This is a genomic window from Micromonospora sp. NPDC047756 (genome assembly GCF_055587245.1).
This window is the reverse complement of the sequence record NZ_JBVJGQ010000001.1, coordinates 485,485-510,045: the sequence shown is the minus strand read 5'-3', so window position 1 is coordinate 510,045 and position 24,561 is coordinate 485,485. Positions and strand designations below refer to the sequence as shown.

The following is a 24,561-nucleotide window of genomic DNA, read 5'->3' as shown; positions in this document are numbered from 1 at the left end:
AGGCCACGAGCAGGAGTGAGGTCGGGGAGAGACGTGCCGAGCAACGCTGGAACCACCCGTCTGGTCATCGTCGAGTCACCGGCGAAGGCCAAGACGATCTCGGGCTACCTCGGCCCGGGGTACGTCGTGGAGGCCAGCTTCGGTCACGTCCGCGACCTGCCACGCAACGCCGCCGACGTGCCCGCCAAGCACAAGAAGGAGCCCTGGGCCCGGCTCGGGGTGGACGTCGACAACGGCTTCCAGGCGCTCTACGTCGTCTCCGCCGACCGTAAGCAGCAGATCAGCAAGCTGGTGAAGCTGGCGAAGGAAGTCGACGAGATCCTCCTGGCGACGGATGAGGACCGTGAGGGCGAGGCCATCGCCTGGCACCTGGTCGAGACGCTCAAGCCCAAGGTCCCGGTCAAGCGGATGGTCTTCCACGAGATCACCAAGCCGGCGATCCAGGCGGCGGTGGCCAACCCGCGGGAGATCGACCGCGATCTGGTGGACGCCCAGGAGGCGCGCCGGATCCTCGACCGCCTGTACGGCTACGAGGTCTCCCCGGTGCTGTGGAAGAAGGTCATGCCGCGGCTCTCGGCCGGCCGGGTGCAGTCCGTGGCGACCCGCATCGTGGTCGAGCGGGAGCGCCAGCGGATGGCCTTCCGCACCGCCGAGTACTGGGACATCCTGGCCACCCTCGCGGTGGCGAACGCCGGCGAGGGCCCGCGGAACTTCAACGCCACGCTGATCGCGTTGAACGGCGACCGGATCGCCACCGGTAAGGACTTCGAGCCGACCACCGGTCGGGTCCGGGCCGGCGCGGGCGTCGTGCACCTCGACGAGAGTGGCGCCCGGGGTCTCGCGGCCCGACTGGAGGGGCGGCCGTTCACCGTCACCCGGGTCGAGGAGAAGCCCTACCGCCGTCGCCCGTACGCGCCGTTCATCACCTCGACCCTCCAGCAGGAGGCGGCCCGCAAGCTGCGCCTGTCCTCGCAGCAGACGATGCGCACCGCGCAGCGCCTGTACGAGAACGGCTACATCACCTATATGCGTACCGACTCGGTCAACCTGTCGGAGACCGCCATCTCGGCCGCCCGCCGACAGATCGTCGAGCTGTACGGCGAGCGCAGCGTTCCGCCGGAGCCGCGCCGCTACACCGGCAAGGTGAAGAACGCGCAGGAGGCGCACGAGGCGATCCGCCCGGCGGGGGACAACTTCCGTACCCCGGGTGAGGTGGCCAAGGAGCTGTCCTCCGAGGAGTTCAAGCTCTACGAGCTGATCTGGCGGCGCACCATCGCCTCGCAGATGACCGACGCGGTCGGCTCCAGCGTGTCGGTGCGCATCCGGGCGGTCTCCACCTCGCAGGAGGAAGCCGACTTCGGCGCGACCGGCAAGACCATCACCGACCCGGGCTTCCTGCGCGCCTACGTCGAGTCGAGCGACGACGAGAACGCCGAGGCCGAGGACGCCGAGCGTCGGCTGCCCACCCTGGTCAAGGACCAGCCGCTGACCGCCGACCAGCTTGCCGCGCAGGGCCACCACACCCAGCCGCCGTCGCGCTACACCGAAGCGTCGCTGGTCAAGGCCCTGGAAGAGCTGGGCATCGGCCGTCCGTCGACCTACGCGTCGATCATGCAGACGATCCAGGACCGGGGGTACGTCACCAAGCGCGGCCAGGCGATGATCCCGACCTTCCTGGCCTTCGCGGTGATCGGGCTGATGGAGCGGCACTACCCGCGCCTGATCGACTACGACTTCACCGCCACCATGGAGAACGAGCTGGACGAGATCGCCGGCGGTGACCACGCCGCGGTCGACTTCCTCACCGCGTTCTACTTCGGCAGCTCCAACGGTGCCGGCGACCAGGACATCGCTCGTTCCGGCGGGCTCAAGAAGCTGGTCACCGAGAACCTCAACGACATCGACGCCCGCAGCGTCAACTCCATCCCGCTCTTCACCGACGACGACGGCCGCGAGGTCGTCGTGCGGGTCGGCCGCTACGGGCCGTACCTGCAACGGGAGCTGCCCGGCGGCGAGCAGCCGGCACCGGCCGCTGCTTCGGGCGAGGGCGAGGAGGCCGGTGCCCAGGGTGACCGGGCGCCGATCCCCGAGGGCCTGGCCCCGGACGAGTTGACCCCGGAGAAGGTGCACGAGCTGTTCCTCGGCGGCAGCGGCGAGCGCAAGCTCGGCGACGACCCCGGCACCGGCGAGCCGATCGTGCTCAAGTCCGGCCGGTTCGGCCCGTACGTGTCCAGCGGCGAGCGGAAGTCGTCGCTGCTGCGTACGCAGACCCCGGAGTCGCTGACCCTGGAGGAGGCGCTCAAGCTGCTCAGCCTTCCCCGGCTGATCGGTGTCGCGCCGGACGGCGTCGAGATCTTCGCGAACAACGGTCGCTACGGCCCGTACGTCAAGCGGGGCGAGGAGTTCCGTTCGCTGGAGTCAGAGGACCAGATGTTCACCGTCGGTCTGGACGAGGCGCTGGCTCTGCTGGCCGCCCCGAAGACCCGTGGACGGCGAGCCGCGGCTCCGCCGCTGCGCGAGATGGGCGTGGACCCGGCGACCGAGAAGCCGTTGGTGATCAAGGACGGTCGGTTCGGTCCGTACGTGACCGACGGGGAGGTCAACGCGTCGCTGCGGCGCGGCCAGACGCCGGAGGCGCTGACCATCGAGGAAGCGTCCGAGATGCTGGCCGAGAAGCGGGCGAAGGGTCCGGCGCCGCGGAAGAAGGCGGCGGCGAAGAAGGCCCCGGCGAAGAAGGCGACGGCCACCAAGAAGACGGCTGCCGCCAGCAAGTCCACGGCCGCGAAGAAGACCACCACTGCCAAGGCGACGGCGGCGAAGAAGGCTCCGGCGAAGAAGGCCGCCCCGCGCAAGGCCGCCACCAGCACGGAGTAGCTCGCCGCGCCGTCCGACCCGTCGGGTGGCGCCGTTCCGACGCTCCAGATCTTGGGCAGTTTCCGACGGAAACTGCCCAAGATCTATTTTGTGGTGTTTCGGGTCACGCGAGCGGCCGGAGCCTTTCGCGGTTTCGCCGGTACCGTCGTACCGTATGGCCATGCCGACAAGGAAGAGGCGTGCGGGCGGAGAGAAGCGGGATGCCGTTCTCGACGCCGTTGCCGGCGTCCTGGCCACCCGCGGCTACGAGAACACCCGCTTCACGGACGTGTCGGCTGCCGGTGGGGTGGCGATCAGCACCCTCCAGACCTACTTCGGCTCCCGCGAAGACATGATCATCGAAGCGATGCAGGTGTTCACCGACCGGGAGGTGGAGGCCCTGCGCGCCGTCTGCACCGCCGAGGACGATCCGTGGCGACGACTTGTGGCGTTGGTCGACCGGAGCCTGCACAACTCGGAGCAGACCCGGCAGGTTCTGGTCGAGTTCTGGCGCTCCGCGATGCGCGACGACGAGCTGCGCGACTACAGCGCCAACGTGCAGGAGCGGTACCGGGCACCCTTCCTGGCCGCCGTCCGGGAAGGCGCTGCCCGGGGTGCGTTCACGCTGGCCCACGACGCCGAGGCGGTGACGGACCTGCTGCTCTCGGCGCTGGCCGGTCTGATCATCTCTCGCGTCCAGCACCATTCCACGCCGGCACCGGCGGACTTCCGCGATGTTCTCCTGACCCAGCTCAGGCTGATGCTGGGCGTCAACGGCTCCCAACCCGAACGGATCGAGGCACGATGACCACCGTCGAGATCACCCGTTTCCGCGTTCCCGCCGAGCACGCGGACGCCCTGCTGGCCGCGCGGCCGGCGATGCTGCGTGACTTCCAGGCCGACCGTGGTGGCTTCCTCGGTGCGCGACTGATCCGGCTGACGGCCGACGAGTGGCTGGACGTCGTCTTCTGGGCCTCGTCCGAGGACTACGCCGAATCCCGCCGCCGGGGCGCCGACCTGCCCGGCATCCAGACGTTCTTCTCGCTGATCGAATCAGTGATCAGCATGGAGGAGGGCACGACCACCGACCTGGACCAGCCGTGATCTGGGCCGCCGGCTTCCGTACCGGGTTGCTCAGCCCGCACGAGCAGCTTCAGTTCAGCGAACCCCGTGGCTTCGCCGATCAGACCGTCCGTCAGGTGCTGCACCTGGCCGGCGGCGGGGAGGCATTCCGGGTACGGCTGACGAACCGCTACGGCCGCACCCCGTTGACCATCGGGGCTGCCACGGTCGCCGTCGGCGGCCGGTGGGTCGCTCTCACCGTCGACGGTGCTGAGCGTCACGTCATCCCGGCGGGCGAGGAGGCGGTCACCGACCCGGTGGGCATCCCGGTCGCGGCCGGCACGGATCTGGTGCTGAGCCTCTATCTTCCGGAGCGGACCGGTCTGGCCACCCATTCGCACAAGCCGGCCGAGGTCGCCCGGATAGTCGACGGGAATCACGTCACCTCTCCCGATCTGGTGGGGGCCGAGCAGGTCGAGGCCAGGTACCACCTCGCGGGCGTGGACGTGCTCGCCCCCCGGGACACCGCTGTCGCCGTGGCCTTCGGAGACTCCTGGTTCGAAGGCGTCGGCACCACGACGAGCGCGAATCGTCGCTCGGTCGACGTCCTCAACGGGCGTCTGAAGCGCGGATGGGTGGTCAACCAGGGCATCGCCGGCAACCGTCTCCTGCGTGACGGCGTCGGTGAACACGCGCTCGCGCGCTTCGACAGTGACGTCCTCTCCATCCCCGCCCTGACCCACGTCCTGGTCCACTTCGGTATCAACGACCTCGGTCTCCCGGTCATGTTGGGCGAGCCGGCCGTCACCGCCGACGCTCTCGTCGGGGGCTTCCGGGCGCTGGCCGACCGCGCCCACGGCGCCGGCCTGCGGATCGTCGTCGCCACCATCGGCCCCTTCGCGGGCGCCGGCCCGGAGATCAGCACGCCGGCCGGCCTCGCCACCCGACGCGAGGTGAACGACTGGATCCGTACGACGGACGCCTTCGACGCCGTCTTCGATGTGGCGAGCGCCGTCGCGGATCCGCACGCCCCCGACCACATTCACCCGGCGCTGGACAGCGGCGACGGCATGCACCTGAACGACCGGGGCGCGCAGGCGATGGCCGACGCGGTGAACCTGGACGACCTGGTGCTTTAAGGCTGGTCACCGCGACGGCGCGTACCGAGGTGAGCCGTCAGACCCCGAGGACGTGCTTCAGGTGGGGGTTGGTGAAGACGCGGTGGGGGTCGAGCCGGTCGCGGACAGCCTGGAAATCAGCGAAGCGGGGGTACGCGGTGGCCAGCGAGGCGGCGTCGCGGTAGTGCAGCTTGCCCCAGTGCGGGCGGCCGCCCAGCCCGGCGGTCACCTGCTCGAAGGCCCGGAAGTACGGCTCGTACGGCATGCCGACGTACTGGTGCACGGCGATGTAGGCGTTGTCCCGGCCGTAGCCGTGCGACAGCCAGATGTCGTCGGCGGCGGTGAATCGCACCTCCACCGGGAAGAGCACCTTGAACGGCAGGCCGTCCACGATCCGCTGGAGCGCGGCGAGCGCCTCGGGCAACGCCTCCCGGGGCAGGCCGTACTCCATCTCCACGAAGCGGACCCGGCGCGGTGTGCAGAAGACCCGGTCGGAGCGTCCGGTGTACTGCCGTTCGGTGAGGGCGCGGGCGGACACCGCGCTGATCCCCGGGGCCAGCGCGGGCACGGCTCGGCCGAGTCGGCAGGCGCCGGCGAAGACCCGGTTGGACAGGAAGTCGTCGTCCACCCAGCCGCGCCAGCGGGACAGCGGCCGGTCGTTGGCGGGTACCCGGTCGTTTGCCTTGACCTGGACGCGGGACGTGTACGGGAACCAGTAGAACTCGACGTGGTCGTGCCGGCCGATCAGCTCGGGTAGTTCGCCGAGCACGTCGGCGAGTTCGGCCGGTCGTTCGTGGGCGCGCAGGACGAAGGCGTCCACGCAACGCAGGGTCACCTCGACCAGGACGCCGAGCGCGCCGAGCGACACCCGGGCGGCGGCGAGGACGTCGGGGTGCTCGTCGGCGGAGCAGCGCAGCACCTCGCCGGTGCCGGTGACCAGGGTGATCGCCTCGACGAAGGTGGAGAGGCACCCGTAGCCGGCTCCGGTGCCGTGGGTGCCGGTGGAGATCGCCCCGGCGACGGTCTGCGCGTCGATGTCGCCGAGGTTGGGCAGCGCGAGGCCGTGCCGGGCGAGCAGGCCGTTGAGCGCGTGCAGGGTCATGCCCGCCGGCACGGTGACCAGTCGGTGTGCGACGTCCACGCTGACGGTGGTGTCCAGGTCGGACAGGTCCATTCGACGGTCGTCGGCGAGCGCGACGGCGGTGAACGAGTGGCCGCTGCCCGTCACCCGGATCCGACCGCCGTCGTCGGCGGTGGATCTGACGGCTTCTGCGACCTCGGTCGGCGAGCCGGGGCGCAGGATCGCGCTGGCGCTGCCACGCTGGTTCCCGGCCCAGTTGGACCATCCAGCCCCGAGGGGTGCGGTGCGGACCATGCGCGCTCCTCATTCATGAATATGAACTGACTTCATATCAGGAACGTTCTAGCTGGTAAATACCGCAATTGCGATCCGCTCGTTGTACCGGTAGTCACGGACTCGTGACGTGGAGATATGTTCATCCGTCGAAGGGGGGTGGCGCAGAGTGTCCACACCAGCCGCCACGACCGGGCCGCTGCGCCGCGTACCGGTGCAAGGTCGAAGTGTCGCGCGGGTACAGCGCATGTTGGATGCCTGCGCCGAACTCGTCGACGAGGTGGGGTACGAGGGGCTGACCACCACCCTGCTGGCCGAGCGGGCCGAGGTGGCGATCGGGTCGGTCTACCAGTTCTTCCCGGACAAGCGAGCCATCGTGCAGGCGTTGACCCTGCGGACCATGGAGTCCTACCTCCAGCGCCTCGACGAGCGGTTCGCCTCCGACGAGATGACCCACTGGTGGGACGGCGTCGACGCGGGCATCGACGAGTACATCACGATGCACCGCACCGTCCCCGGCTTCCGTACCCTGCACTTCGGCGACGTGGTCGACCTGCACCTGCTCGACGAGCAGCGGGACAACAACGGCGTGATCGCCGACCAGTTGGCCCGGGTGCTCACCGAGCGTTTCGGGCTCACCGACGTGCCCAAGCTGCGCTTCGTGCTGGAGATCGCCGTCGAGGCGGCGGACGCGCTGATCAAGCTCGCGTTCCGTCGGAAGTCCGACGGTGACGAGCGGGTGCTGCTGGAGGCGAAGGCGTTGATCCGGGAGTACCTGCACCGCCAGGTCGACGGCCCGGAAAACGGCCGGCCCGTGGTCGGCCAGCAGGCCGAGGCGCCCCAACACGCCTGAGTCGGCGTGGGGCGCCGGCCCCGGCCGGCGGTGGTGGGGCCGGCTGTCCGGTCTCAGAGGAAAGCCTGCCCCTCACCCCGGTAGGTGGGGACGGTCGCCACGAGCCTGTCGCCCTCGATCAGGTGCAGCTCGTTGACCCGTTCGCACAGCTCACCCGCCTTGGCGTGCCGGAACCACACCCGGTCGCCGACGCGCAGCCCGGCCGCCGCCGCTCCGGACAGCGGAGTCTGCACCTCGCCGGCGCCCTCGGTGCCGACCAGCTTCAGCCCGGCCGGTAGCCACGGCCGGGGCAGTCGACTGTCGGCGGCCGGGCCGGAGGCGATCCAGCCACCGCCGAGCACCGTCGCCAACTCCGGCGTCGGTCGGCGGACCACCGCGCAGGCGAAGAACGCCGCCGGGGTGGGCCGCCAGGCACGGTAGGCGTCGAACAGCGTCGGCCCGTACAGGCCCGATCCCGCGGTGATCTCGGTTACCGCGGGATCGGCGCTGGTCGCGGCCATGCTGCCGGTGCCGCCGCCGTTGACGAACTCCAGGTCGGCGTGCTCGCGTACCGCAGCGACCGCCGCACCACGGCGGGCCAGCAACTCCCGGTACGACCCGCGCTGGGCCAGCCTGATCGCGCCCGCCAGCAGCGTCTTACCCGGCGGCGCGTCACCCAGGCCGGCGATCTGCGCCTCGTACGACATGAGCCCGACCAGCCGGAAGCCGGGCCGACCGGCGACGGCGGCGGCGAGCGCGCCGGCCGCCCGAGCGCTGTGCACCGGTGAGCGGCGGACGCCGACGTGCACCCCGCGCACCGGTCGCCAGGAGGCGTCCAGATCCAGGCAGAGCCGTAGCTCGGCGCGCTGCCCCGGGCCCTTGACGGCGTCGACGAGGTCGAGTTGGCCGGCGCTGTCGATCATCAGGGTGATCGCGGCGGCGAGTGTCTGGTCGGCGCACAGCTCGGCGAGGGCGGCCCGGTCGGCGCTCGGGTACGCGACCAGCACGTCGTCGCTGACGCCGGCGCGGACCAACCAGATCGCCTCGGGCACCGTGAAGGCCATCACGCCCTGCCAGCCGGGCCGGGCGAGGGCTCGGCCGATCAACTCCCGACTGCGGACCGACTTGCTGGCGAGCCGGACCGGTTTTCCGGCGGCGCGGTCGGCCAGAGCGGCCGCATTGGCGTCGAAGGCGGTGAGGTCGACCACCGCGTACGGGGGGTCGAGGTGGGCAGTCGCCCGATCCAGGCGCTCGCGAAGTTTGTCGCTTTCGATGGCCACGTGTGCACGCTAACTGTCTGACGGAGAATGCGAAATACCCTCGCGTACGTCCGGGCTGCGGTCGGTACCTCCAGCGGCCTAGGCTCAGCGAGCAGGAGAATGTCGCCCGGGGGGTGGCCCCCACCGGGTCTAGAGTGTTGCACCGGAGGTGCCCAGCGATGGGCCGGCACGTGGAGGTACGGCCATCGAAAGCCAGAACAGCGGCGAGTCGCCCGGCGTGTCGCGTTCGAGCGACAAGTCGGGCAACGGCGCCAACCCGTCCAGCGGTGGTCAGGCAGACCCGTCCGGTTACGCCGCCATCCGGTCCGTGTTGCGCATCCGGCCGTTCCGCCGGCTCTGGATCGTGCTCGGCGCAGCCTCCTTCGGTGACTGGCTCGGCCTGCTGGCCACCGCGCTCTTCGCCGCCTCGCAGGTGCAGGGCAGCACCGCCCAGGGCGCCGCGTTCGGCGGGGTCACCGCGATCCGGCTGCTGCCCGCGCTGGTGCTCGGCCCGGTGGCCGGCGTCTTCGCCGACCGGTTCGACCGACGCTGGACGATGGTCATCTGCGACCTGCTGCGCTTCGTGCTCTTCGCGTCCATTCCGCTCTACGCCCTCAGCGGGGCCGCGGGCGGCCTGGTGGTCGGCTGGGCGCTGATCGCCACCTTCCTGATCGAGTCGCTCACCCTGCTCTGGATCCCGGCCAAGGAGGCCGCGGTCCCGAACCTCATCCCGCGGGCCCGGCTCGAGGCGGCCAACCAGCTCACCCTGATCACCACCTACGGCCTCACCCCCGTCGCCGCCGCCATCGGCCTCGCCGTGCTCGACCGTGGCGTCCGTGGTGCCGTCGGCGGCGACCTGCCCTCGTGGGCCGAGCCGGCCCAGCTCGCCCTCTGGTTCAACGCCTTCTCCCGGCTCGCCACCGCACTGGTGGTGGCATTCGGGATCAAGGAGATCAGCGAGGCGCAACGCGGTGAGGCCGAACGCTCCGAGCAGAGCATGTTCCGGCAGTTCTCCGAGGGCTGGAAGTACATCGGCAAGACCCCGCTCGTCCGCGGCCTGGTGCTGGGCATCTTCGGCGCGTTCGCCGGCGGTGGCATCGTGGTCGGCACCGCCAAGTTCTTCGCCAACTCACTGGGTGCCGGTGATGCCGCGTTCTCGCTGCTCTTCGGCGCGATCTTCGTCGGCCTGGCGCTCGGCATCGGGCTGGGCCCGATGATCGTCAAGGAAATGTCCCGGCGTCGCTGGTTCGGCATGAGCATCGTGCTGGCCAGCGCCGCGGTGATGACCCTCGCCTTCGCCATCCACCTGTCCATGGCGATCGTCGGCGCGGTGCTGGTCGGCGCCGGTGCCGGGATGGCCTTCCTGGCCGGCACCACGCTGCTGGGCGGGGAGGTGGCCGACGAGGTGCGGGGCCGGGTCTTCGCCGTGGTGCAGATCGGCACCCGACTGGTGCTGATCCTGGCCATCGGGCTGAGCAGCGTGTTGGTCGGCGTCGGTGGCTCGCGCAAGCTGGAGATCGCCGACCTCGGCATCTCCGTCTCCTCCACCCGACTGCTGCTGCTCGCCGCCGGTGCCGCCGGCATCTTCGCCGGCATCAGCGCGTTCGGCCAGATGGACGACAAGAAGGGCGTCCCGGTCCTCGCCGACCTGTGGGGCTCCATCCGGGGTCGCCCGCTGATGCCCGCCGAGCCGTTCGTCTCCGCCGGGCTCTTCGTGGTCTTCGAGGGCGGCGAGGGCGCGGGAAAATCCACCCAGCTCACCGCGCTCTCCGAGCGGCTGCGCGGGCACGGCCGGGAGGTCGTGGTCACCCGCGAGCCGGGGGCCACCGGCGTCGGCCGGCGAATCCGGTCGCTGGTGCTGGACACCTCCGGCGACGACGCGCCCTCGCCCCGGGCCGAGGCGCTGCTCTACGCCGCCGACCGGGCGCACCACGTGGCCACCGTCGTCCGGCCCGCGCTGGTTCGGGGCGGCGTGGTGATCAGTGACCGGTACGTCGACTCGTCCCTGGCGTACCAGGGCGCCGGCCGGACCCTGCCCGTCGACGAGGTCTCCTGGCTCTCCTCCTGGGCCACCGGTGGGCTCAAGCCCGACCTGGTGGTGCTGCTGGACGTCGAACCGCGCACCGGCCTGTCCCGGGTGGCCTCGCGCAACACCGGCACCGACCGGCTGGAGGCCGAGTCGATCGCCTTCCACGAGCGCGTCCGGTACGCGTTCCTCGACCTCGCCGCCGCCGACCCGAAGCGCTACCTGGTGCTCGACGCGTCCCGGCCGGCCGACGAGATCACCCAGCTGGTGGTCCGGCGGGTCGAGGAGTTGCTCGGCAAGCCGGGTGGCATCGTGCACCCTCGGCCCGCGCAGGGCCCGGACACCTCGGTGCAACCTGAGTTATCCGACGCGGAGCTGGTGACGATGGAGCACAAGACCTGATGCCCGACGTCTTCGCCGACCTGGTCGGTCAGGACGAGGCGGTGGTCGAGCTGCGGCGCGCCGCCGCGGCCGCCGCCGCCGTCCTGCGTGCCGGCGCAGCCGCGTTGGTCACCGCCGGCCCGGCCGGCGGTGACGGGTCCACGGCCGACGAAGCGGTGACCGGCGTGGACCCGTCCGCCGGGATGACCCACGCGTGGATCTTCACCGGGCCTCCCGGATCCGGCCGCTCGGTCGCCGCCCGCGCGTTCGCCGCCGCACTCCAGTGCGTGCACGGCACCGGCTGCGGTGAGTGCCCCGGCTGCCACACCACGATGGGTGCCACCAACGCCGACGTACGGATGGTGGTGCCGGAAGGGCTCTCCATCGGCGTCGGCGAGATGCGCGCCCTGGTGCTCCGCGCGGCCAGCACCCCGTCCGGCGGGCGCTGGCAGGTGGTGGTCATCGAGGACGCCGACCGGCTCACCGAGGCCGCCGGCAACGCGCTGCTCAAGGCGATCGAGGAACCACCGCCGCGGACGGTCTTCCTGCTCTGCGCCCCGTCCACCCACCCGGACGACATCTCGGTGACCATCCGGTCGCGCTGCCGGGTCGTACCCCTGCGGCAGCCGCCGGCCGCCGCGGTGGCCGAGGTGCTGGTGCGTCGGGACGGCATCGCGCCCGACGTGGCGCAGTGGGCGGCGGCGGCCGCGCAGGGTCACGTGGGTCGGGCCCGCCGGCTGGCCCGCGACCCGGAAGCCCGCAAACGACGCGAGGCGGTGCTCGCGGTGCCCCGCCGGTTGACCGGTGTCGGCGCGGCGTTCGACGCGGCGTCCGCACTGATCGAGGCGGCCGAAGCGGAGGCCGAGGCGTCGGTCACCGAGGCCGACACGACCGAGCGCGCGGCGCTGGAGACCGCGCTCGGCGCGGGCGGCACCGGCCGGGGCGCGGCCGGCGCCCTGCGAGGCGCCGCCGGGCAGCTCAAGGAGTTGGAGAAGCGGCAGAAGTCCCGGGCCACCCGGGCCCAGCGGGACGCACTGGACCGGGCGCTCGTCGACCTCGCGGGCTTCTACCGGGACGCGCTCACCATGGCGCTGCGCGCACCCGTCGCCCCGGTGCACACCGACACTGCCGCGCTCGCCGGTGCCGGCGCGCAGAAGTGGGACGCCGAGGGCGCGCTGCGCCGGTTGGAGGCCGTGCTCGCCTGCCGCGCGGCGATCGAGGCGAACGTCAAGCCGCGGATCGCGGTCGAGGCGATGATGCTCGCCCTCTGGAAGGGCTGACCCGCACTTCCCGGCCGTTGTCCACAGGCATCGACAGGCCCGATTCCGGTGCGGTACGGTCCCTGTGCCGTGGTGACGGTGGCACCACACTGAGTGATGAATCACCCGGGAGGAGTCGGCCGATGCCGCGGGGGGAGATCGACGAGGCCTGGATCGAGGAGGCGGTGCGGCGCTACCGCCGGATCGAGTCCCTCCAGGCCGAGTTCGACCAGGCGGTGTCGACCGTCGAAGTGACCGTCCGCTCGCCGGACGGCCTGGTCGAGGTGGTGGTCACCGCCGGTGGACGGATCACCGACGTCCGGTTCCTCGGGCCGCTGCACAGCCGCAGCCCGCGCGACGTCGCCGGTTCCGTGCAGGCCGCGGTCACCGCGGCGGCCGACGCCGCCGAATGGGCCCGCGAAAAGCTGCACAACGAGACGTTCGCCGCCTACCGACCGCTCGCGGGGGCCTGAGATGGACACACTGCGCGCGCTCTCCGCCCGACTGGACGAGGCGAGCGCCACGCTAACCGTCGTCTCGCACACCGTCACCGCCAGCGATCCGGCCCAGGCCGCGTTCGGCGCCGACGCGCCGGGCCGTCCGGGCGAGATCGGTCGGGCGCTGCACCGGCAGTGGACCACCGCCACGGACGACCGGGCCCGGGAGGCCCGCACCGCGGCCGGTCGACTGGCCGCCGCCGCGGCTGCCGTGCGGGAGGCCGCCGACCGCTACGCCGAGGTCGACCGGGCGGCCCGCCGCCGGCTCACCGGGGAACCGTGATGGACGCGCTGGACCGGCTCGCCGAGCCCGGCCTCGACCTGCTCCGCCGGGTGGATAGGCTGATCGCGGCCGGTGTCCCCGAGGGGCACCGGGTCTGGCCGCTGCTGCGCCGCATGCAGGTGCTGCCGGGCGACGCGGTCCGCGGCTTCCTCGACCTGCACCCCGTGCCGCTCGCCAGCGCCGGCCACGCGGTGCGCCGGCTCGTCCGGGGGTACGACGACGTCTCCGCCGCGCTCACCGACCCGGTGCTCTGGTCCGGTCCGGCCGCCACGGCGTACGGGCAACAGCGGGCGGCGCTGCTGCGTCACCTCGACGAGGGGCCGGACAGCCTGGTCGGGAGACTCGAATCCACCGCCGGTTACGCCGACGCCCTCGCCGACTGGGTGGAGGGCAGCCGACTCGCGCTGGCCCGCACGTTGGCCGACGTGCTCCGCTCGGCCGAAGCGGTCGCCGTGGTCGCCGCCACCGCCACCGGTGCGTCGACCCGCCCCGGCCCGGTCGGGCCCGGCGTGGCCGATGCCGCCGAGATCGCCGCACGGGTGCTGGCGGTGCTCTGCGTCGCGTACGACGGTGCGGAGACGCTGCTGCGTCAGTGGGCGCCGAGCCTGGCCGAGACCGCGTGGCGTCCGCCAACGGACGGGCGTCCCCACTACGACCAGCCCACCCGGGTCGGCTGGTAGCCGAGCCCGGCCCTCCGACCGTGGTCGAGTCGCCCCGCCTTCCGGTCTTCCGGGCGTGGCTGCGTCGCCCTGCCTCTCGACCTCTGATCGAGGTCGTTCTGCCTCGGACAGGCCACGGCGTCGCTCGCGGGCGCCTGCCCTGAAGCCGGCGCTCACGGCGACGCCGTGGTCTTCCCCCTGCACCCCCCGCAGGTCTGCCTCCACTCAACGCCGCCGAGGCACGTCTTGTCTCCTGCCCGGCCCCGGATTCAACCGTCCGGGCGAGCAGCAACGGCACGACGGGACGCCAGGCAATAGGTCGAGTCGACGGTCATGAATGGCAGCGGGGCGTAGCCGGCCGGTGCGCCTTGCGCCGTGACCCGTCGTAGGGTGGGGGGATGGGCATGCTCTGCGCGGTCAGCTTCAACCGGTACGGGCGGCTCTACTACCTCGACCCGGGCGAGTTGCGCCCGCAGGTGGGCGACCGGGTGCTGGTGCCCACCGATGACGGGCCCGAGGTGGCGGAGTGCGTATGGGCCGCGCAGTGGGTGACCGAGGAGACCGACGGTTTCCCCCGCCTGGTTGGGTTGGCCGGCGACGACGACCTCCGCCGGGACGAGGCGTTGCGTCGGCGCAAGGCCGAGGCCAAGGTGGCCGCGAAACGGCTGATCCGCTCGCACGGCCTGCCGATGAAGGTGGTGGCGGTCGACCATGTGCTCGGCTCTGCCGAGAGCGGTGAGCGCAGCACCGTCTACTTCACCGCCCCGCACCGGGTGGACTTCCGGTCCCTCGTCCGCGACCTGGGGGCGACCCTGCACTGTCGGGTGGAGCTGCGTCAGCTCTCCGCCCGCGACTCCGCGCGGGTGCAGGGCGGCATCGGCTCCTGCGGTCGGGACCTGTGCTGCGCCACGTTCCTCACCGACTTCGAGCCGGTGACCATCCGGATGGCGAAGGACCAGGACCTGCCGCTCAACCCGCTGCGCATCTCCGGCGCGTGCGGGCGGCTGATGTGCTGCCTAAAGTACGAGCACCCGCTGTACCAGCGCTTTCAGGAGACCGCCCCGGCGGTCGGCAGTCGGGTCTCCACCCCCGAGGGTGACGGCCGGGTCGTCGGTCACAGCGTCCCCCGTGACGCGGTGACCGTACGCCTGGACGCCGACGGCTCGCGCTCCATGTGCTCCCGCGCCGACGTCTGCGGCTCCCGCCAAGCCCACAACCAGCAATACACCCCCTAACCCCCACCCACCCCCCACCCCCCCTCCCGCGCACCGCCCCCCCTCCCGCGCACCGCCCCCCTTCCGCCCCGTTGATCATGAAGTTATTGCCACCTAGCGCGGCGTGTCGGGGCAATAACTTCATGGTCAACGCGGGTGGGGCGGTGTGGGGTTGGGGTGGGTTGGTCAGCGCAGGACTGTGGGGGGTTCGGTCAGGCGGGGGGTCAGGGGGGATTTGGGGGTCAGCCAGCTTTGGGTGGGGGACTGGTCGGGGTTCACCTGCCAGTCGCGGGAGACCCGGTCCACCCCGAGCGGGTAGATGGTCAACGTGCCGTCCGGGTCGATGCGCAGTCGCAGGAAAGACTTCGAGTCCTCGATGCCCTGGCCGGCGAAGAGTTCGTTGACGTTCACGCCGAACGAGCCCGCCACCAGCAGGTACGCCGCCACCAGTTGGCTGGCGACCAGACCGATCACCGGGCCGTAGAGCACCGCCGCGGCGACCGCCGGCAGCGGCCACGGCCAGCCGTAGAACGGCAGCGCCAACCAGACCCAGGTGCCGCCCGCCGCCAGGGCCACCTGCGCCACGCCGTGGCCGACACCGAGGATCCAGTGCCTCGCATGGCGTTTGCCGCTCGCGCTCGGCGGCTTGGCGAACAGGGCCGCCGCGATCACCGTCACCAGCACCATCACCACCAGCGGGACGCTGAACAGCCGCTGGTCGGTGCTGTCGGCCCAGTTCGCCGTCGCACCGGCCATGGCCAGCATCAGCAGGGTGTGCAGGGTGCCGAGCAACGTGGTGAAGCCGGGATTACGGAACGGCAACCTGGGGAAGATGCCCCAGCCGTAGCGGCGCGACCGCGCGGCGTCCGGGTAACGGGCCACCAGGTCGTACGGCTGAGCGGTGCTGGCCTTGCGGGCCAGCGTGTCCCGCGGCGGCACCTCGATGCGCTCCGGCAGCTTGTGCGTGGGGTAGAGGTACGCGCCGCCCCCGCCGCAGGTGATCAGCTGCCGGTCGCCCCCCGAGTAGCGGGCGTAGTGGTGCAGGTCGCCCGAGAGCAACAGCCGCACCCGCGCCCCGGTCGGGTCGATGATCGTGCGGATGAAGTAGTCGATCGAGTCGTGCGCGGTGGGGTCGTCGACGGCCTTGACCCAGGTCGGTGCCGGCGCTGCGATGATCACCTTGGACTCCGGCCCGAGCCGGCGGGCCACCTCGTCGAAGTAGACCAACTGCGGGTCGTCCAGGTACGAGCCGGACTGGTCGTCGACGCCGAGCAACCACCAGTCGGCCGGCAACTCCACGGCGAAGTACGACCGGGACTGCCCGGTGCCCCAGCCCGCGAAGTTGCGGTCCCGGGAGCGGACGAACAACCGGAGGAACGCGGTGAGGCCGTCGTACCAGTCGTGGTTGCCGGGCACCGCGAAGAGCGTCGGCTTCTCTGCCGGCGCCACCGGAAGGGCTGCCTGGTAGGGGCCCTTGCACCGGTCCTCGTACGCGGCGTAGGCCGCCGACGGATACACCTGGTCGCCGCCCATCACCAGCGTCTGCGCCCGGGGCAGGCGGTGCCCGTCGACGGTCAGCTCGGGCTGCGCCAGCAGGTACGCCACCGAATACGTGGCGTTGAAGCCGTCGCCGAGGTCGGCCACGTAGTCGAGCCACAGCCCGCCGTCCGGCCCGACCTGGCGGAAGACGTCGTCGCCGAACGCGTTCTGCAACTCGCGCTTGTCGAGGTACGCCCCGAAGAGCACCGCCAGCAGCGTCCGGATGCCGGTGCTGATCAACAGAAACGGTGCCAGCCACGGCACCGGCTTGCGCGGCGTGAAGCCCAACTCCAGCGGATCGGTGCTGCGCGGCCGGTGCGCGACGCGTTCACCGGCCGGCGGACGGTCAGGGTGTTCGGCGGGCTCGTCCTCGGGGTGGTCGCGTTCGTCGCTCACCCGCCGCAGCGTAGTCCCGGACCCGATCATCCGCTGTCTGGTAATCGTCCAGATGGCAGCCGATGTCCGGTTGGTGCTGGGCGGCGCGACGGGGGTATCCCGTTCGGTCGGTGGCGGCGGGGTGCCGTACACTTGCTGATCGTTGCCGCCTTAGCTCAGTCGGCTAGAGCGACGCACTCGTAATGCGTAGGTCGACGGTTCGATTCCGTCAGGCGGCTCGGTACAGAAGCCCAGGTCATTGGCCTGGGCTTCTGCCGTTTCCCAAGGTCCGTCACGGTCGCCGCTGCTTCCGGGTTCCGGCCACGGAGCGGGTGCCGATCAGGGCTCCCGTCGTCCGACGATGATGCCGCCGAGCCGGCTCTCCGCCGAGGTGACGGTGGTCTGCGAGTCGATCGTGAAGCCGCTCTGGCGTAGCCAGGCCGCCACCTGGGCCGGCTGCCGACGGTGGACACGCACGTTCATCGGGTGCCCGCCGTACCCCTCGGTCTTGAGGGTCGTTTCGTCGCCCACGTGGAAGCCGAGCAGCAGCGGGCCGCCGGGGCGTATCACCCGCCGGAAGTGGGCGAACACGACGTCGATCTGGTCGTCGGGGATGTGGATGAGGGAGTACCAGGCGACCAGGCCGGCGACCGAGCCGTCGGCCAGGTCCAGGTCGGTCATCGAACCGACCTCGAACCTCAGCTCACTGTGGTCACGACGGGCCACGTCGATCATTCCGGGCGAGAGGTCGATCCCGAAGGCGTCCACGCCGAGCGTGTGCAGGTGGGCGGTGATGCGCCCCGTTCCGCAGCCCACGTCCGCGACCGGCCCACCGCCGGCGGCCAGCACCAGCTGCGCGAACGAGGCCAGAGCGGCTCGTTCGTGCGGTGCTTGCGCGAGGAGGTCGCGCACCAGGCGTGCGTAGCTGACTGCCACCGTGTCGTAGGAGGTGCGAGTATCAGACAGCCAGCCGTCTACCGTCACGACGCCAACGTTAGTTCAGCGACACGACCGGCACCTTGGAGGCGTCCACCCATGACTCCCGCACCCGTGATCGTGAGTCTGCCCATCGCCGACCGTCCCACCTCCTACCGGTTCTACCGCGACGGCCTCGGCCTCGAAGCCGTGGGCGAGTTGGCCGACGACGGCCTCCCGGAACCGTTGCAGTTCGTGGTCAATGACGGGCTGCGCCTGATGCTCGTCCCGACCGGCGGCTTCGGTTGGGTGATCGGCCGGCACGAGGTCGCCCCGAGGGGGCAGAGCGAGTGTCTGCTGAGCCTCACCGTCGACTCGCTTGTCGACGCGGACGCGGTCGTCGAGCGGGCCCGCGCTGCCGGCGCCGAGGTCATCAGCGAGACGTCCGACTACCCCTGGGGGTACGCGGGCGTCTTCGCCGACCCGGACGGTCACTTGTGGATGGTCTCCGTCGCGGAGTCCTGAAAGCGTCGGTGGTCGTGGTTACGGTCTTGCCGTGACCGTGACCACCGATGCCCCTGGAACGCTGCCCACCCCTGCCGACGAGGCCCGGCTGTGGGCACTCATCGAGGCCGCCTGGGCCGGGCTGGGCGAGGAGCCACTGGCGCTGCGCCGGGCCATCGTCGAGCGCGACCCCGCTGATGACGACGGCGACGGCGACGACGATGACGGCCCGTCCTACGCGATCGACGCCTGGCTCGATGCCTTCCTGGACCGGCTCGGGCAGTTGACCGTCGAGCTGACCGGGCAGGAGTTGACGGATCTCGACCGGGTGGTGGAGCGCAAGCTGCACGACATCGACCGGGAGGAGATCCACGAGGTGACCGACGGGTCGGACGACGGCTTCCTCTACGCCCGAGGTTTCATAGTGGCCCTGGGGCGGGCCTACTACGAGGCGGTCCGCGCCGACCCCGCGATGGCGCTGCCGGACGCCGACTGTGAAGGCATGTGTTACCTCTTCGCGCACCTGCACAACGACCGGTTCGGTTCATGGCCGGAGACCGGCTCGGGAATCTCCCGGGAGTCGTTCGGCAACCCGGCCGGCTGGTCGGCCTGATCGGAGGCCCGGGTCGTGCTGCGGGATCAGACGTAGATCTTGGTGGCGTACTCCGGGCCGTAGTGCCGTTCCAGATCGTCGAGGCTCTCCGTCGGAGCCTCGACCTCCTTGATCAGGCGTGCCCGCGACGGCAGTGCCTCGGGCGCCCAGGTCTCCGGCCGCCACAGTGCGGACCGCAGGAACGCCTTCGCGCAGTGGTAGAAGATCTGCTCTATCTCCACCACCACGGCGAGCACCGGCCGGTGCCCCTTGACCACCATGTCGTCGAACCAGGGCGCGTCGCTGACCAGTCGGGCCCGCCCGTTGATGCGCAGCGTGTCGGTCCGCCCGGGGATCAGGAAGAGCAACCCGATGTGCGGGTTGTCGAGGATGTTGCGGTAGCCGTCGGCCCGCTTGTTGCCGGGTCGCTCGGGCAACGCGATCGTCGTCTCGTCCAGAACCAGCGCGAACCCGGCCGGGTCGCCCTTGGGCGAGACGTCGCAGCTGCCGTCCGCGCCGGCCGTGGCCATCAGACAGAACGGCGAGGCACCGAGCCACTCGCGGTCCCGTTCGTGCAGGCGGGCGCGGTCCTTGTTGGCCGCCCGCGCGCTCGGCTCACCGAGCAACTCGCGCAACTCCTCGTGCGAGGTGATCTCCACCGTCACGTTGATCCTCCCTCAGCCGTTGACCCGGTGGTGGGCACCACCGTCGTCAGCCTAGGCCGCCGTGACCAGCGCGAGGTTTGTGCCGGGTTGCTGGGGGTACGGCCTCACCCGACGCGCTCGCCGACGTGGACCGTTCCGCAGGACGCCGACCAGTGGAGGCCGGGAGATGGAGAGCCGACTCAAGGTGCTGGGGCACCCAGTCCATCCGATGCTGGTGATGTTCCCGGTCGCGCTGCTGGCCACGGCGGTGCTGTTCGACCTGGTGGACACCGTCGGCGGTCCCGACTTCCTCGGCGAGGTCGCGTACTGGAACATCACCGTCGGCCTGATCGGCGGCCTGCTCGCCGCGGCGGCCGGCTCGTTCGACCTGCTGGCGATACCGAGCGGCACCCGCGCCAAGCGGGTGGGTCTGCTGCACGCCGGCGCCAACGTCGCGGTGATCCTGCTCTTCGCCGCCGTGTGGGCGGTGCGGCTCAACGCGGACTCCCGGGCCGCCGGCGGGGCGCTGATCGCCATCGAGCTGGTCGCGTTGGCGATTCTCGGCATCAGCGCCTGGCTCGGTGGCGAGCTGGTCGACCGGCTCGGTGTGGGCGTCGACAGTGACGCCGGCCTGGACGCGCCCAGCTCACTACGGCCGCCGACGGCCGCCCAGCGGATCGGAGAGGTGTGATGAGCGAGCAGCAGTTCGGCGGCTTCGGCCGGGGGTGGCGGGGCAACCGGCAGCAGGGCTGGGACCCGATGGGGGAGTTGCAGTCGCTGCGCTCCGAGTTGAGCCGCCTGGTCGGTGGTCGCGGCGGGGCGTCCGACGTCGAGTTGACCGAAACCTCGGACGGCTGGGAGGTCGTCGTCCGCTTGCCCGGGGTGGCGCCGGAGGAGGTGGCCGTCGAGTTGGACGACCGCGAGTTGTGCGTGCGGGCCCGCTCGGAGGCGGAGGTCAACGCCGACCACGGCATCCCGGGCGGCTTCGAGACGCGCGGCTTCGAATACCGGGTCAACCTGCCGGCGCGGGTCGACCCGGACACCATCGACGCGGTGATGGACCACGGCCTGCTGCGGGTGCGGCTGCCACGGGCGACGCGGCCCGCGCCGCGCACCATTACCGTCGGCCGCACCGGGCCGCGCTCCGGCGACCTCTCCAGGGGTACGCCGATGCCAGCCGATCCCGCCGCGGACCGGGAGTTGCACCGCCCGGACACCGCCGGCGAGATCGACCGGCCGTAGCGGGTCGGGTGGCCACCCCGTCCGTGCTCGGCCCGACCGCCGAGCGCCTTCCCGACGTACGGCGGATCGCCGTGCTGCGCGCCAACGCGCTCGGTGACTTCATCTTCGCCCTGCCGGCGCTGGACGCCTTGCGCGGCGCGTACCCCTCGGCGGAGATCGTGCTGCTCGGGGCGCCGTGGCACGCGAAGCTCTGGCGTGACCGGCCCGGCCCGGTGGACCGGGTGCTGGTGGTGCCGCCGGCACCCGGCATCCGTACGCCGGAGCCGGGCGAGCCGGAATCGTCGGGCGACGACTTCGTGGCCGCTGCCGCCGCGATGGAATTCGACCTGGCGGTGCAGATCCACGGCGGGGGGGCCAACTCCAACCCGCTGATCAGCCGGCTCGGTGCCCGGTTGACCGTCGGCCTGCGCGCCGACGACGCGCCGCCGCTGGACCGGTGGCTGCGCTACGTCTACTACCAGCACGAGGTGATCCGCTACCTGGAGGTCGTGGCGCTGGCGGGAGCGCCGGCCACCACCATCACGCCGACGCTGGCGGTGACCGACGCCGACCGGGCCGAGGCCGCCCAGGTGCTCGGCCCGGCGAGCCGTCCCCGGGTGGCGTTGCATCCGGGTGCCACCGACACCCGCCGCCGCTGGCCCGCCGAGCGCTTCGCCGAGGTGGCCGGTGCGCTGCACGAGGACGGCTACGAGGTGCTGGTCACCGGCACGCCCTCCGAGCAGGAGGTGGTGGACCGGGTCGTCGCCGCGGCGCAGGTGCCGGTGCGCCCACAGGTGGGCACGCTCAGCCTGGGTGGGCTGGTGGGCTGCTACGCCGACTGCGCTTTGGTCGTCTCGAACGACACCGGCCCGCTGCACCTGGCCGCCGCGGTGGGCACGCCAACGGTGGGCATCTTCTGGGTCGGCAACCTGATCAACGGGGCCAGCCCGCTGCGGGGCCGGCACCGCCCGATCAGCTCGTGGACGGTGCACTGCCCGGTCTGCGGGGTCGACTGCACGCCGGGCATCTATCCGCACCGACCCGGCGACGGTGACTGCCCGCATCGGGACTCGTTCGTGACCGACGTACCGGTGATCGAGGTGCTGGAAGCCGCCCGGGAGTTGCTCACCCGGTAGTTCAGGCCGGCTGTGGGGTGTCCTCCTCGGCGAGGACGACCTCCCACGCCTCCACGTCCCGGTCGGTGACGGTGGTGGGGGACTCCAGGTGGTAGGCGCCGCTGGGCAGGATGCCCGCGCCGCCGTAGCGGGACATCACGGCGAGCTGCGCCGCCACGTCCTCGCCCTGGTGCTTCTCCTGCACCCGACGCCAGAAGTCGAAGCCGCCGGCGTCGACGAGCTTGGCCCGGTCGTAGAGCACGCACCCGCCGATCCAGGAGACCTTGTATGCCCGCCACGTGCCCGGCGGCAGCGCCAACTGCTCGGTGATGTGCAGCAGGTTCGCAGCCGAGTGGATCCGGGCCCGGTTCCACTGCGGGGTGTCGGGCCGGATGCGCTCCGGTGTGGGCGGCCCGACCCACTCCTCGTAGTGGCCGTGCGATTCCGGCCGCACGTCGTCGGTGTAGGAGAGCCCGTGTACGCCGTTGCCGACGAAACCGCAGCCCAGCTCACCGATCGCGGTGACCAGTCGGTGCAGCGCACCCGGTTCCAGCCAGATGTCGTCGTCGAGGCTGAGGACGTACCGGGCGGCCGAGGCGGCCAGCAGGTAGGCCCGGTGTTCGGCCAACCCCCGTCGGGGTAGCCGGCGGGTCAGCAGCACCGGGTGACCCCGGTGGCGCAGCGCCCGGACCATTGTGGCCGCGGCGGGATGCGCGTACGCCGGATCCCCGTCGGACTGATCGCTGACGACCACGCCGAAACCGGGCACCCCGTCCTGGGCCGCGAGCCCGCCCAGGGTGACGGCCAGTTCGGCGGGCCGGTTCCGGGTCGGAATCAGCACGTCGACCAGCCGGTCGGCGCGGAACTCCTCCGGGGTGCCGACGTCGAGGGGGCGGTTCACGACGCCTGGGTGCGGGTGCGCAGCGACGGGTCGGGCTTTCGGTCGTCGAGGCGTGGCGACGGGTCCTGGCTGTGCGACCGGATCCGCTCGATGATCGCGGAGGTGGACCGGTCCGGCACGTACCCCAGGGTGCGCACCTGGCCGCCGAGGCGGCGCACCAGCGGCGCCTCCGGCACCAGCTCCGGCGGATAGTCGCCGCCCTTGACGTACACGTCCGGTCGGACCGCCTCGATCAGCGCCGCCGGTGAGTCCTCCTCGAAGACCACCACGTGGTCCACGCAGGCCAGCGCGGCCAGCAGGGCACCCCGGTCCTCGACCGGGTTGACCGGCCGGTCCGGGCCCTTCAGCCGACGAACGCTGCCGTCCGAGTTGACCGCCACGATGAGCAGGTCGCCCAACGCGCGGGCCTGCTCCAGGTAGCGCACATGCCCGCGATGCAGCACGTCGAAGCAGCCGTTGGTGAAGACCACCGACCGTCCCGCCTCGCGGTACCCGGCGACGATCGTGTCCAACTCGTCGCCGCTGACCAGCGCGGGGTGGCCCGCGGTGTCGGTCGGCTGCTCCAGGGCGGCCAGCAGGTCGTCGCGTCGGCACACACAGGTGCCGGTGTCCGAGACGGTGATGGTGGCCGCGAGTTGGGCGAGTTGGGCGGCGGTGGGCAGGGGCGCGTCGGCGGCCAGGGCCAACGTCATCGCCGCCAGGTACGCGTCGCCGGCGCCCACGGCGTGGCTTGCCGGCACCGGAGTGCTGTGGCTGCGGCGTGGCTCCCCGTCGGCACCGCCGACCACCGCGCCCTCGGTGTCCAGGGTCACCGCGACCACGTCGGCACCGGTGTGCGCACGCAGTTCGGCCAGCCGCGACTTGGCCAGGACGGCCCGGTCGACGCCCTCGCCAGCCCGGGTGTTCACTGTGACGCCGGTGCCGGTGACGCTGAGCCCGTCGCCGGTCAGGGCGACCCGTCCCTCGCCCGGGGTGGGCTCGCCGACCGGTCCCGGGCGGTCGGCCCGGATCAGCTCGGCGTCGGTGTCGTCGACGCGTACCGCCCCCGGGGCCGCGCCGGCCGTCATCTCGGAGGGCCCGTCGGCGGGGTCGGCGTCCGGGTGTTCCAGGTGCAGTTCGGTCCCGCCGGTCGGTCGGGTCGTACCGCCCGCGCGGGCCAACAGTCGGGTGGCCTCGGCGAAGCTGGGCGTGACCACTGTCGGCGCGAGACCCCGCCAGTCGGCCAGGTCGTGGGCGTCCAGCGCGACTGTGGCGTACCGCTGGCGGTTCTCGACCAGCCACGCGCGGACCGGCGCGGGCAGCGCGCCCAGGCCGTAGTCGCAGACCACCAGGGTCGGGGCCTCCCCACCGGCGGCGGCGCGCAGCTCTTCGGTGGCGCAGCTCAGGGCGGTGAGCAGCCGGCTCACCCCGTCGTGGTCCAGCGCGTCCTCCGGGTCGCCGGAGTCCTCACGCAGCAGGATCTGGTTGCCGGCCAACATCCGCCGCTTGACCGGGGTGGGCCGCCCGGGTTGGTTGACGGTGCGGTCCCAGACGCTCGCGCGGTCCAGGCAGTCGTGCAGTTCGTCCCCGGCGACGTCGGCACCGACCGGCGCCACCAGCACCGCCCGGCCGCCGAGGGCGGCGACGTTGACGGCGGTGTTCGCGGCCCCACCGGCGGCGGAGATCCGCCGACGCAGGGTGAGGACCGGGGCGGGCGCCTCCCGGCACAGCCGGTCGGAGTCGGCGAACCGCCATTCGTCCAACATGGCGTCACCGACGATCAGGACTGGGCGTCCGAGCCAGCTCTCCACGACGGTGGCGAGCCGGCGCTGCTCCGCTGCTGCTCCTGCCATGCCTCCCCGGGTCCCCAGCGGCCTGGCGGACAAACCTGCGCGCCGACCGGTCCCGCCGCTGGTCAGGGGGTCTTCGGCGGTGTCTGACCGGTCCGAGCCGGTCCGACACCGGTGCGACCTGTTTCG

At 71.9% G+C, this 24,561-nt stretch carries 23 protein-coding genes and 1 tRNA gene; 17 read left to right on the top strand and 7 right to left on the bottom strand.

The genetic code is table 11. The annotated features are described in order from the left end of the window. Window positions 1-33 precede the first annotated feature (33 nt). The 4 genes from topA (at window position 34) to ACZ6NZ_RS02365 (ending at window position 5,054) form a co-directional block, all read left to right on the top strand. Entirely contained in the window at window positions 34-2,874 is a 2,841-nt protein-coding gene (topA, locus tag ACZ6NZ_RS02380) for a type I DNA topoisomerase (RefSeq protein ID WP_465855092.1), read from the top strand. Window positions 2,875-3,034: 160 nt separating this feature from the next. Continuing rightward, window positions 3,035-3,661 carry a TetR/AcrR family transcriptional regulator gene (locus ACZ6NZ_RS02375; protein ID WP_465855090.1) on the top strand — a complete coding sequence of 209 codons (627 nt, stop codon included), beginning with the start codon at window positions 3,035-3,037 and terminating at the stop codon, window positions 3,659-3,661. Then, the gene (locus tag ACZ6NZ_RS02370) at window positions 3,658-3,957 is read left to right on the top strand and encodes an antibiotic biosynthesis monooxygenase family protein (protein ID WP_465855088.1); all 300 of its coding nucleotides are present in this window, start codon (window positions 3,658-3,660) and stop codon (window positions 3,955-3,957) included. The genes ACZ6NZ_RS02375 and ACZ6NZ_RS02370 overlap by 4 nt, the downstream gene beginning before the upstream one ends. Continuing rightward, window positions 3,954-5,054, top strand: coding sequence for a GDSL-type esterase/lipase family protein (locus ACZ6NZ_RS02365; RefSeq protein ID WP_465855086.1), 1,101 nt, complete (start codon window positions 3,954-3,956; stop codon window positions 5,052-5,054). Before ACZ6NZ_RS02370 ends, ACZ6NZ_RS02365 begins: the two co-directional genes overlap by 4 nt. A gap of 37 nt (window positions 5,055-5,091) precedes the next feature. Here ACZ6NZ_RS02365 and ACZ6NZ_RS02360 read toward each other — a convergent pair whose 3' ends face one another. Further along, window positions 5,092-6,408, bottom strand: a complete 1,317-nt coding sequence (locus tag ACZ6NZ_RS02360) for a D-arabinono-1,4-lactone oxidase (RefSeq protein ID WP_465855084.1) — start codon at window positions 6,406-6,408, stop codon at window positions 5,092-5,094. A gap of 226 nt (window positions 6,409-6,634) precedes the next feature. Between ACZ6NZ_RS02360 and ACZ6NZ_RS02355 the strand changes: the two genes are divergently transcribed. After that, window positions 6,635-7,240 carry a TetR/AcrR family transcriptional regulator gene (locus ACZ6NZ_RS02355; RefSeq protein ID WP_366605759.1) on the top strand — a complete coding sequence of 202 codons (606 nt, stop codon included), beginning with the start codon at window positions 6,635-6,637 and terminating at the stop codon, window positions 7,238-7,240. A gap of 53 nt (window positions 7,241-7,293) precedes the next feature. Here ACZ6NZ_RS02355 and ACZ6NZ_RS02350 read toward each other — a convergent pair whose 3' ends face one another. Next, window positions 7,294-8,499 (bottom strand): amino acid deaminase/aldolase, encoded by a 1,206-nt coding sequence (locus ACZ6NZ_RS02350; RefSeq protein WP_465855082.1) that lies wholly within the window; start codon window positions 8,497-8,499, stop codon window positions 7,294-7,296. Between the two features lie 307 nt (window positions 8,500-8,806). Between ACZ6NZ_RS02350 and tmk the strand changes: the two genes are divergently transcribed. From tmk to ACZ6NZ_RS02320, 6 genes are all read left to right on the top strand, one after another. Next, a complete protein-coding gene (gene tmk / locus ACZ6NZ_RS02345) occupies window positions 8,807-10,906 on the top strand; it encodes a dTMP kinase (protein WP_465855906.1) in 2,100 nt (699 codons plus the stop codon). After that, window positions 10,906-12,165, top strand: coding sequence for a DNA polymerase III subunit delta' (locus ACZ6NZ_RS02340; protein WP_465855080.1), 1,260 nt, complete (start codon window positions 10,906-10,908; stop codon window positions 12,163-12,165). The genes tmk and ACZ6NZ_RS02340 overlap by 1 nt, the downstream gene beginning before the upstream one ends. 122 nt (window positions 12,166-12,287) lie before the next feature. After that, window positions 12,288-12,617 (top strand): YbaB/EbfC family nucleoid-associated protein, encoded by a 330-nt coding sequence (locus ACZ6NZ_RS02335; RefSeq protein WP_053659404.1) that lies wholly within the window; start codon window positions 12,288-12,290, stop codon window positions 12,615-12,617. 1 nt (window position 12,618) lies between these two features. Further along, window positions 12,619-12,924: a hypothetical protein gene (locus tag ACZ6NZ_RS02330; RefSeq protein ID WP_366605753.1), complete on the top strand. Its 306-nt coding sequence runs from the start codon at window positions 12,619-12,621 to the stop codon at window positions 12,922-12,924. Continuing rightward, window positions 12,924-13,604, top strand: coding sequence for a hypothetical protein (locus ACZ6NZ_RS02325; protein ID WP_465855078.1), 681 nt, complete (start codon window positions 12,924-12,926; stop codon window positions 13,602-13,604). The genes ACZ6NZ_RS02330 and ACZ6NZ_RS02325 overlap by 1 nt, the downstream gene beginning before the upstream one ends. Before the next feature lie 377 nt (window positions 13,605-13,981). Continuing rightward, complete coding sequence (locus ACZ6NZ_RS02320) at window positions 13,982-14,818, top strand: PSP1 domain-containing protein (protein WP_366605750.1); 837 nt, start codon at window positions 13,982-13,984, stop codon at window positions 14,816-14,818. A 165-nt stretch (window positions 14,819-14,983) separates the two neighbouring features. Here ACZ6NZ_RS02320 and ACZ6NZ_RS02315 read toward each other — a convergent pair whose 3' ends face one another. After that, window positions 14,984-16,864, bottom strand: a complete 1,881-nt coding sequence (locus tag ACZ6NZ_RS02315; protein WP_465855075.1) for a metallophosphoesterase family protein — start codon at window positions 16,862-16,864, stop codon at window positions 14,984-14,986. A gap of 12 nt (window positions 16,865-16,876) precedes the next feature. Here ACZ6NZ_RS02315 and ACZ6NZ_RS02310 point away from each other — a divergent pair. Continuing rightward, a tRNA-Thr gene (locus ACZ6NZ_RS02310) sits at window positions 16,877-16,950 on the top strand. Window positions 16,951-17,050: 100 nt separating this feature from the next. On the opposite strand, the gene ACZ6NZ_RS02305 is transcribed toward ACZ6NZ_RS02310, so the two are convergent. Then, window positions 17,051-17,695, bottom strand: coding sequence for a class I SAM-dependent DNA methyltransferase (locus tag ACZ6NZ_RS02305; protein WP_465855073.1), 645 nt, complete (start codon window positions 17,693-17,695; stop codon window positions 17,051-17,053). A 51-nt stretch (window positions 17,696-17,746) separates the two neighbouring features. Between ACZ6NZ_RS02305 and ACZ6NZ_RS02300 the strand changes: the two genes are divergently transcribed. Beyond that, window positions 17,747-18,151: a VOC family protein gene (locus ACZ6NZ_RS02300; RefSeq protein WP_366605745.1), complete on the top strand. Its 405-nt coding sequence runs from the start codon at window positions 17,747-17,749 to the stop codon at window positions 18,149-18,151. A gap of 31 nt (window positions 18,152-18,182) precedes the next feature. Next, complete coding sequence (locus ACZ6NZ_RS02295) at window positions 18,183-18,743, top strand: DUF4240 domain-containing protein (protein ID WP_465855071.1); 561 nt, start codon at window positions 18,183-18,185, stop codon at window positions 18,741-18,743. 26 nt (window positions 18,744-18,769) lie between these two features. Here the strand turns inward: ACZ6NZ_RS02295 and ACZ6NZ_RS02290 are convergent, their stop codons facing one another. Then, window positions 18,770-19,387, bottom strand: coding sequence for a pyridoxamine 5'-phosphate oxidase family protein (locus tag ACZ6NZ_RS02290; RefSeq protein ID WP_465855069.1), 618 nt, complete (start codon window positions 19,385-19,387; stop codon window positions 18,770-18,772). 166 nt (window positions 19,388-19,553) lie between these two features. On the opposite strand from ACZ6NZ_RS02290, the gene ACZ6NZ_RS02285 reads away from it, so the two are divergent. Genes ACZ6NZ_RS02285 through ACZ6NZ_RS02275 form a run of 3 tightly spaced genes read left to right on the top strand, consistent with a single transcriptional unit; the run spans window position 19,554 to window position 21,723 of the window. Beyond that, window positions 19,554-20,057 carry a DUF2231 domain-containing protein gene (locus ACZ6NZ_RS02285; RefSeq protein ID WP_366605741.1) on the top strand — a complete coding sequence of 168 codons (504 nt, stop codon included), beginning with the start codon at window positions 19,554-19,556 and terminating at the stop codon, window positions 20,055-20,057. Beyond that, window positions 20,057-20,608 (top strand): Hsp20/alpha crystallin family protein, encoded by a 552-nt coding sequence (locus ACZ6NZ_RS02280; RefSeq protein ID WP_465855067.1) that lies wholly within the window; start codon window positions 20,057-20,059, stop codon window positions 20,606-20,608. Before ACZ6NZ_RS02285 ends, ACZ6NZ_RS02280 begins: the two co-directional genes overlap by 1 nt. A gap of 8 nt (window positions 20,609-20,616) precedes the next feature. Next, on the top strand, window positions 20,617-21,723 hold the full coding sequence (locus tag ACZ6NZ_RS02275; RefSeq protein WP_465855065.1) for a glycosyltransferase family 9 protein: 1,107 nt from the start codon (window positions 20,617-20,619) through the stop codon (window positions 21,721-21,723). A 1-nt stretch (window position 21,724) separates the two neighbouring features. Here ACZ6NZ_RS02275 and ACZ6NZ_RS02270 read toward each other — a convergent pair whose 3' ends face one another. Both ACZ6NZ_RS02270 and rfaE2 read right to left on the bottom strand, forming a co-directional pair. Then, entirely contained in the window at window positions 21,725-22,603 is an 879-nt protein-coding gene (locus ACZ6NZ_RS02270) for a glycosyltransferase family 2 protein (protein WP_465855063.1), read from the bottom strand. Next, on the bottom strand, window positions 22,600-24,435 hold the full coding sequence (gene rfaE2 / locus ACZ6NZ_RS02265) for a D-glycero-beta-D-manno-heptose 1-phosphate adenylyltransferase (protein ID WP_465855061.1): 1,836 nt from the start codon (window positions 24,433-24,435) through the stop codon (window positions 22,600-22,602). Before rfaE2 ends, ACZ6NZ_RS02270 begins: the two co-directional genes overlap by 4 nt. Window positions 24,436-24,561 lie beyond the last annotated feature (126 nt).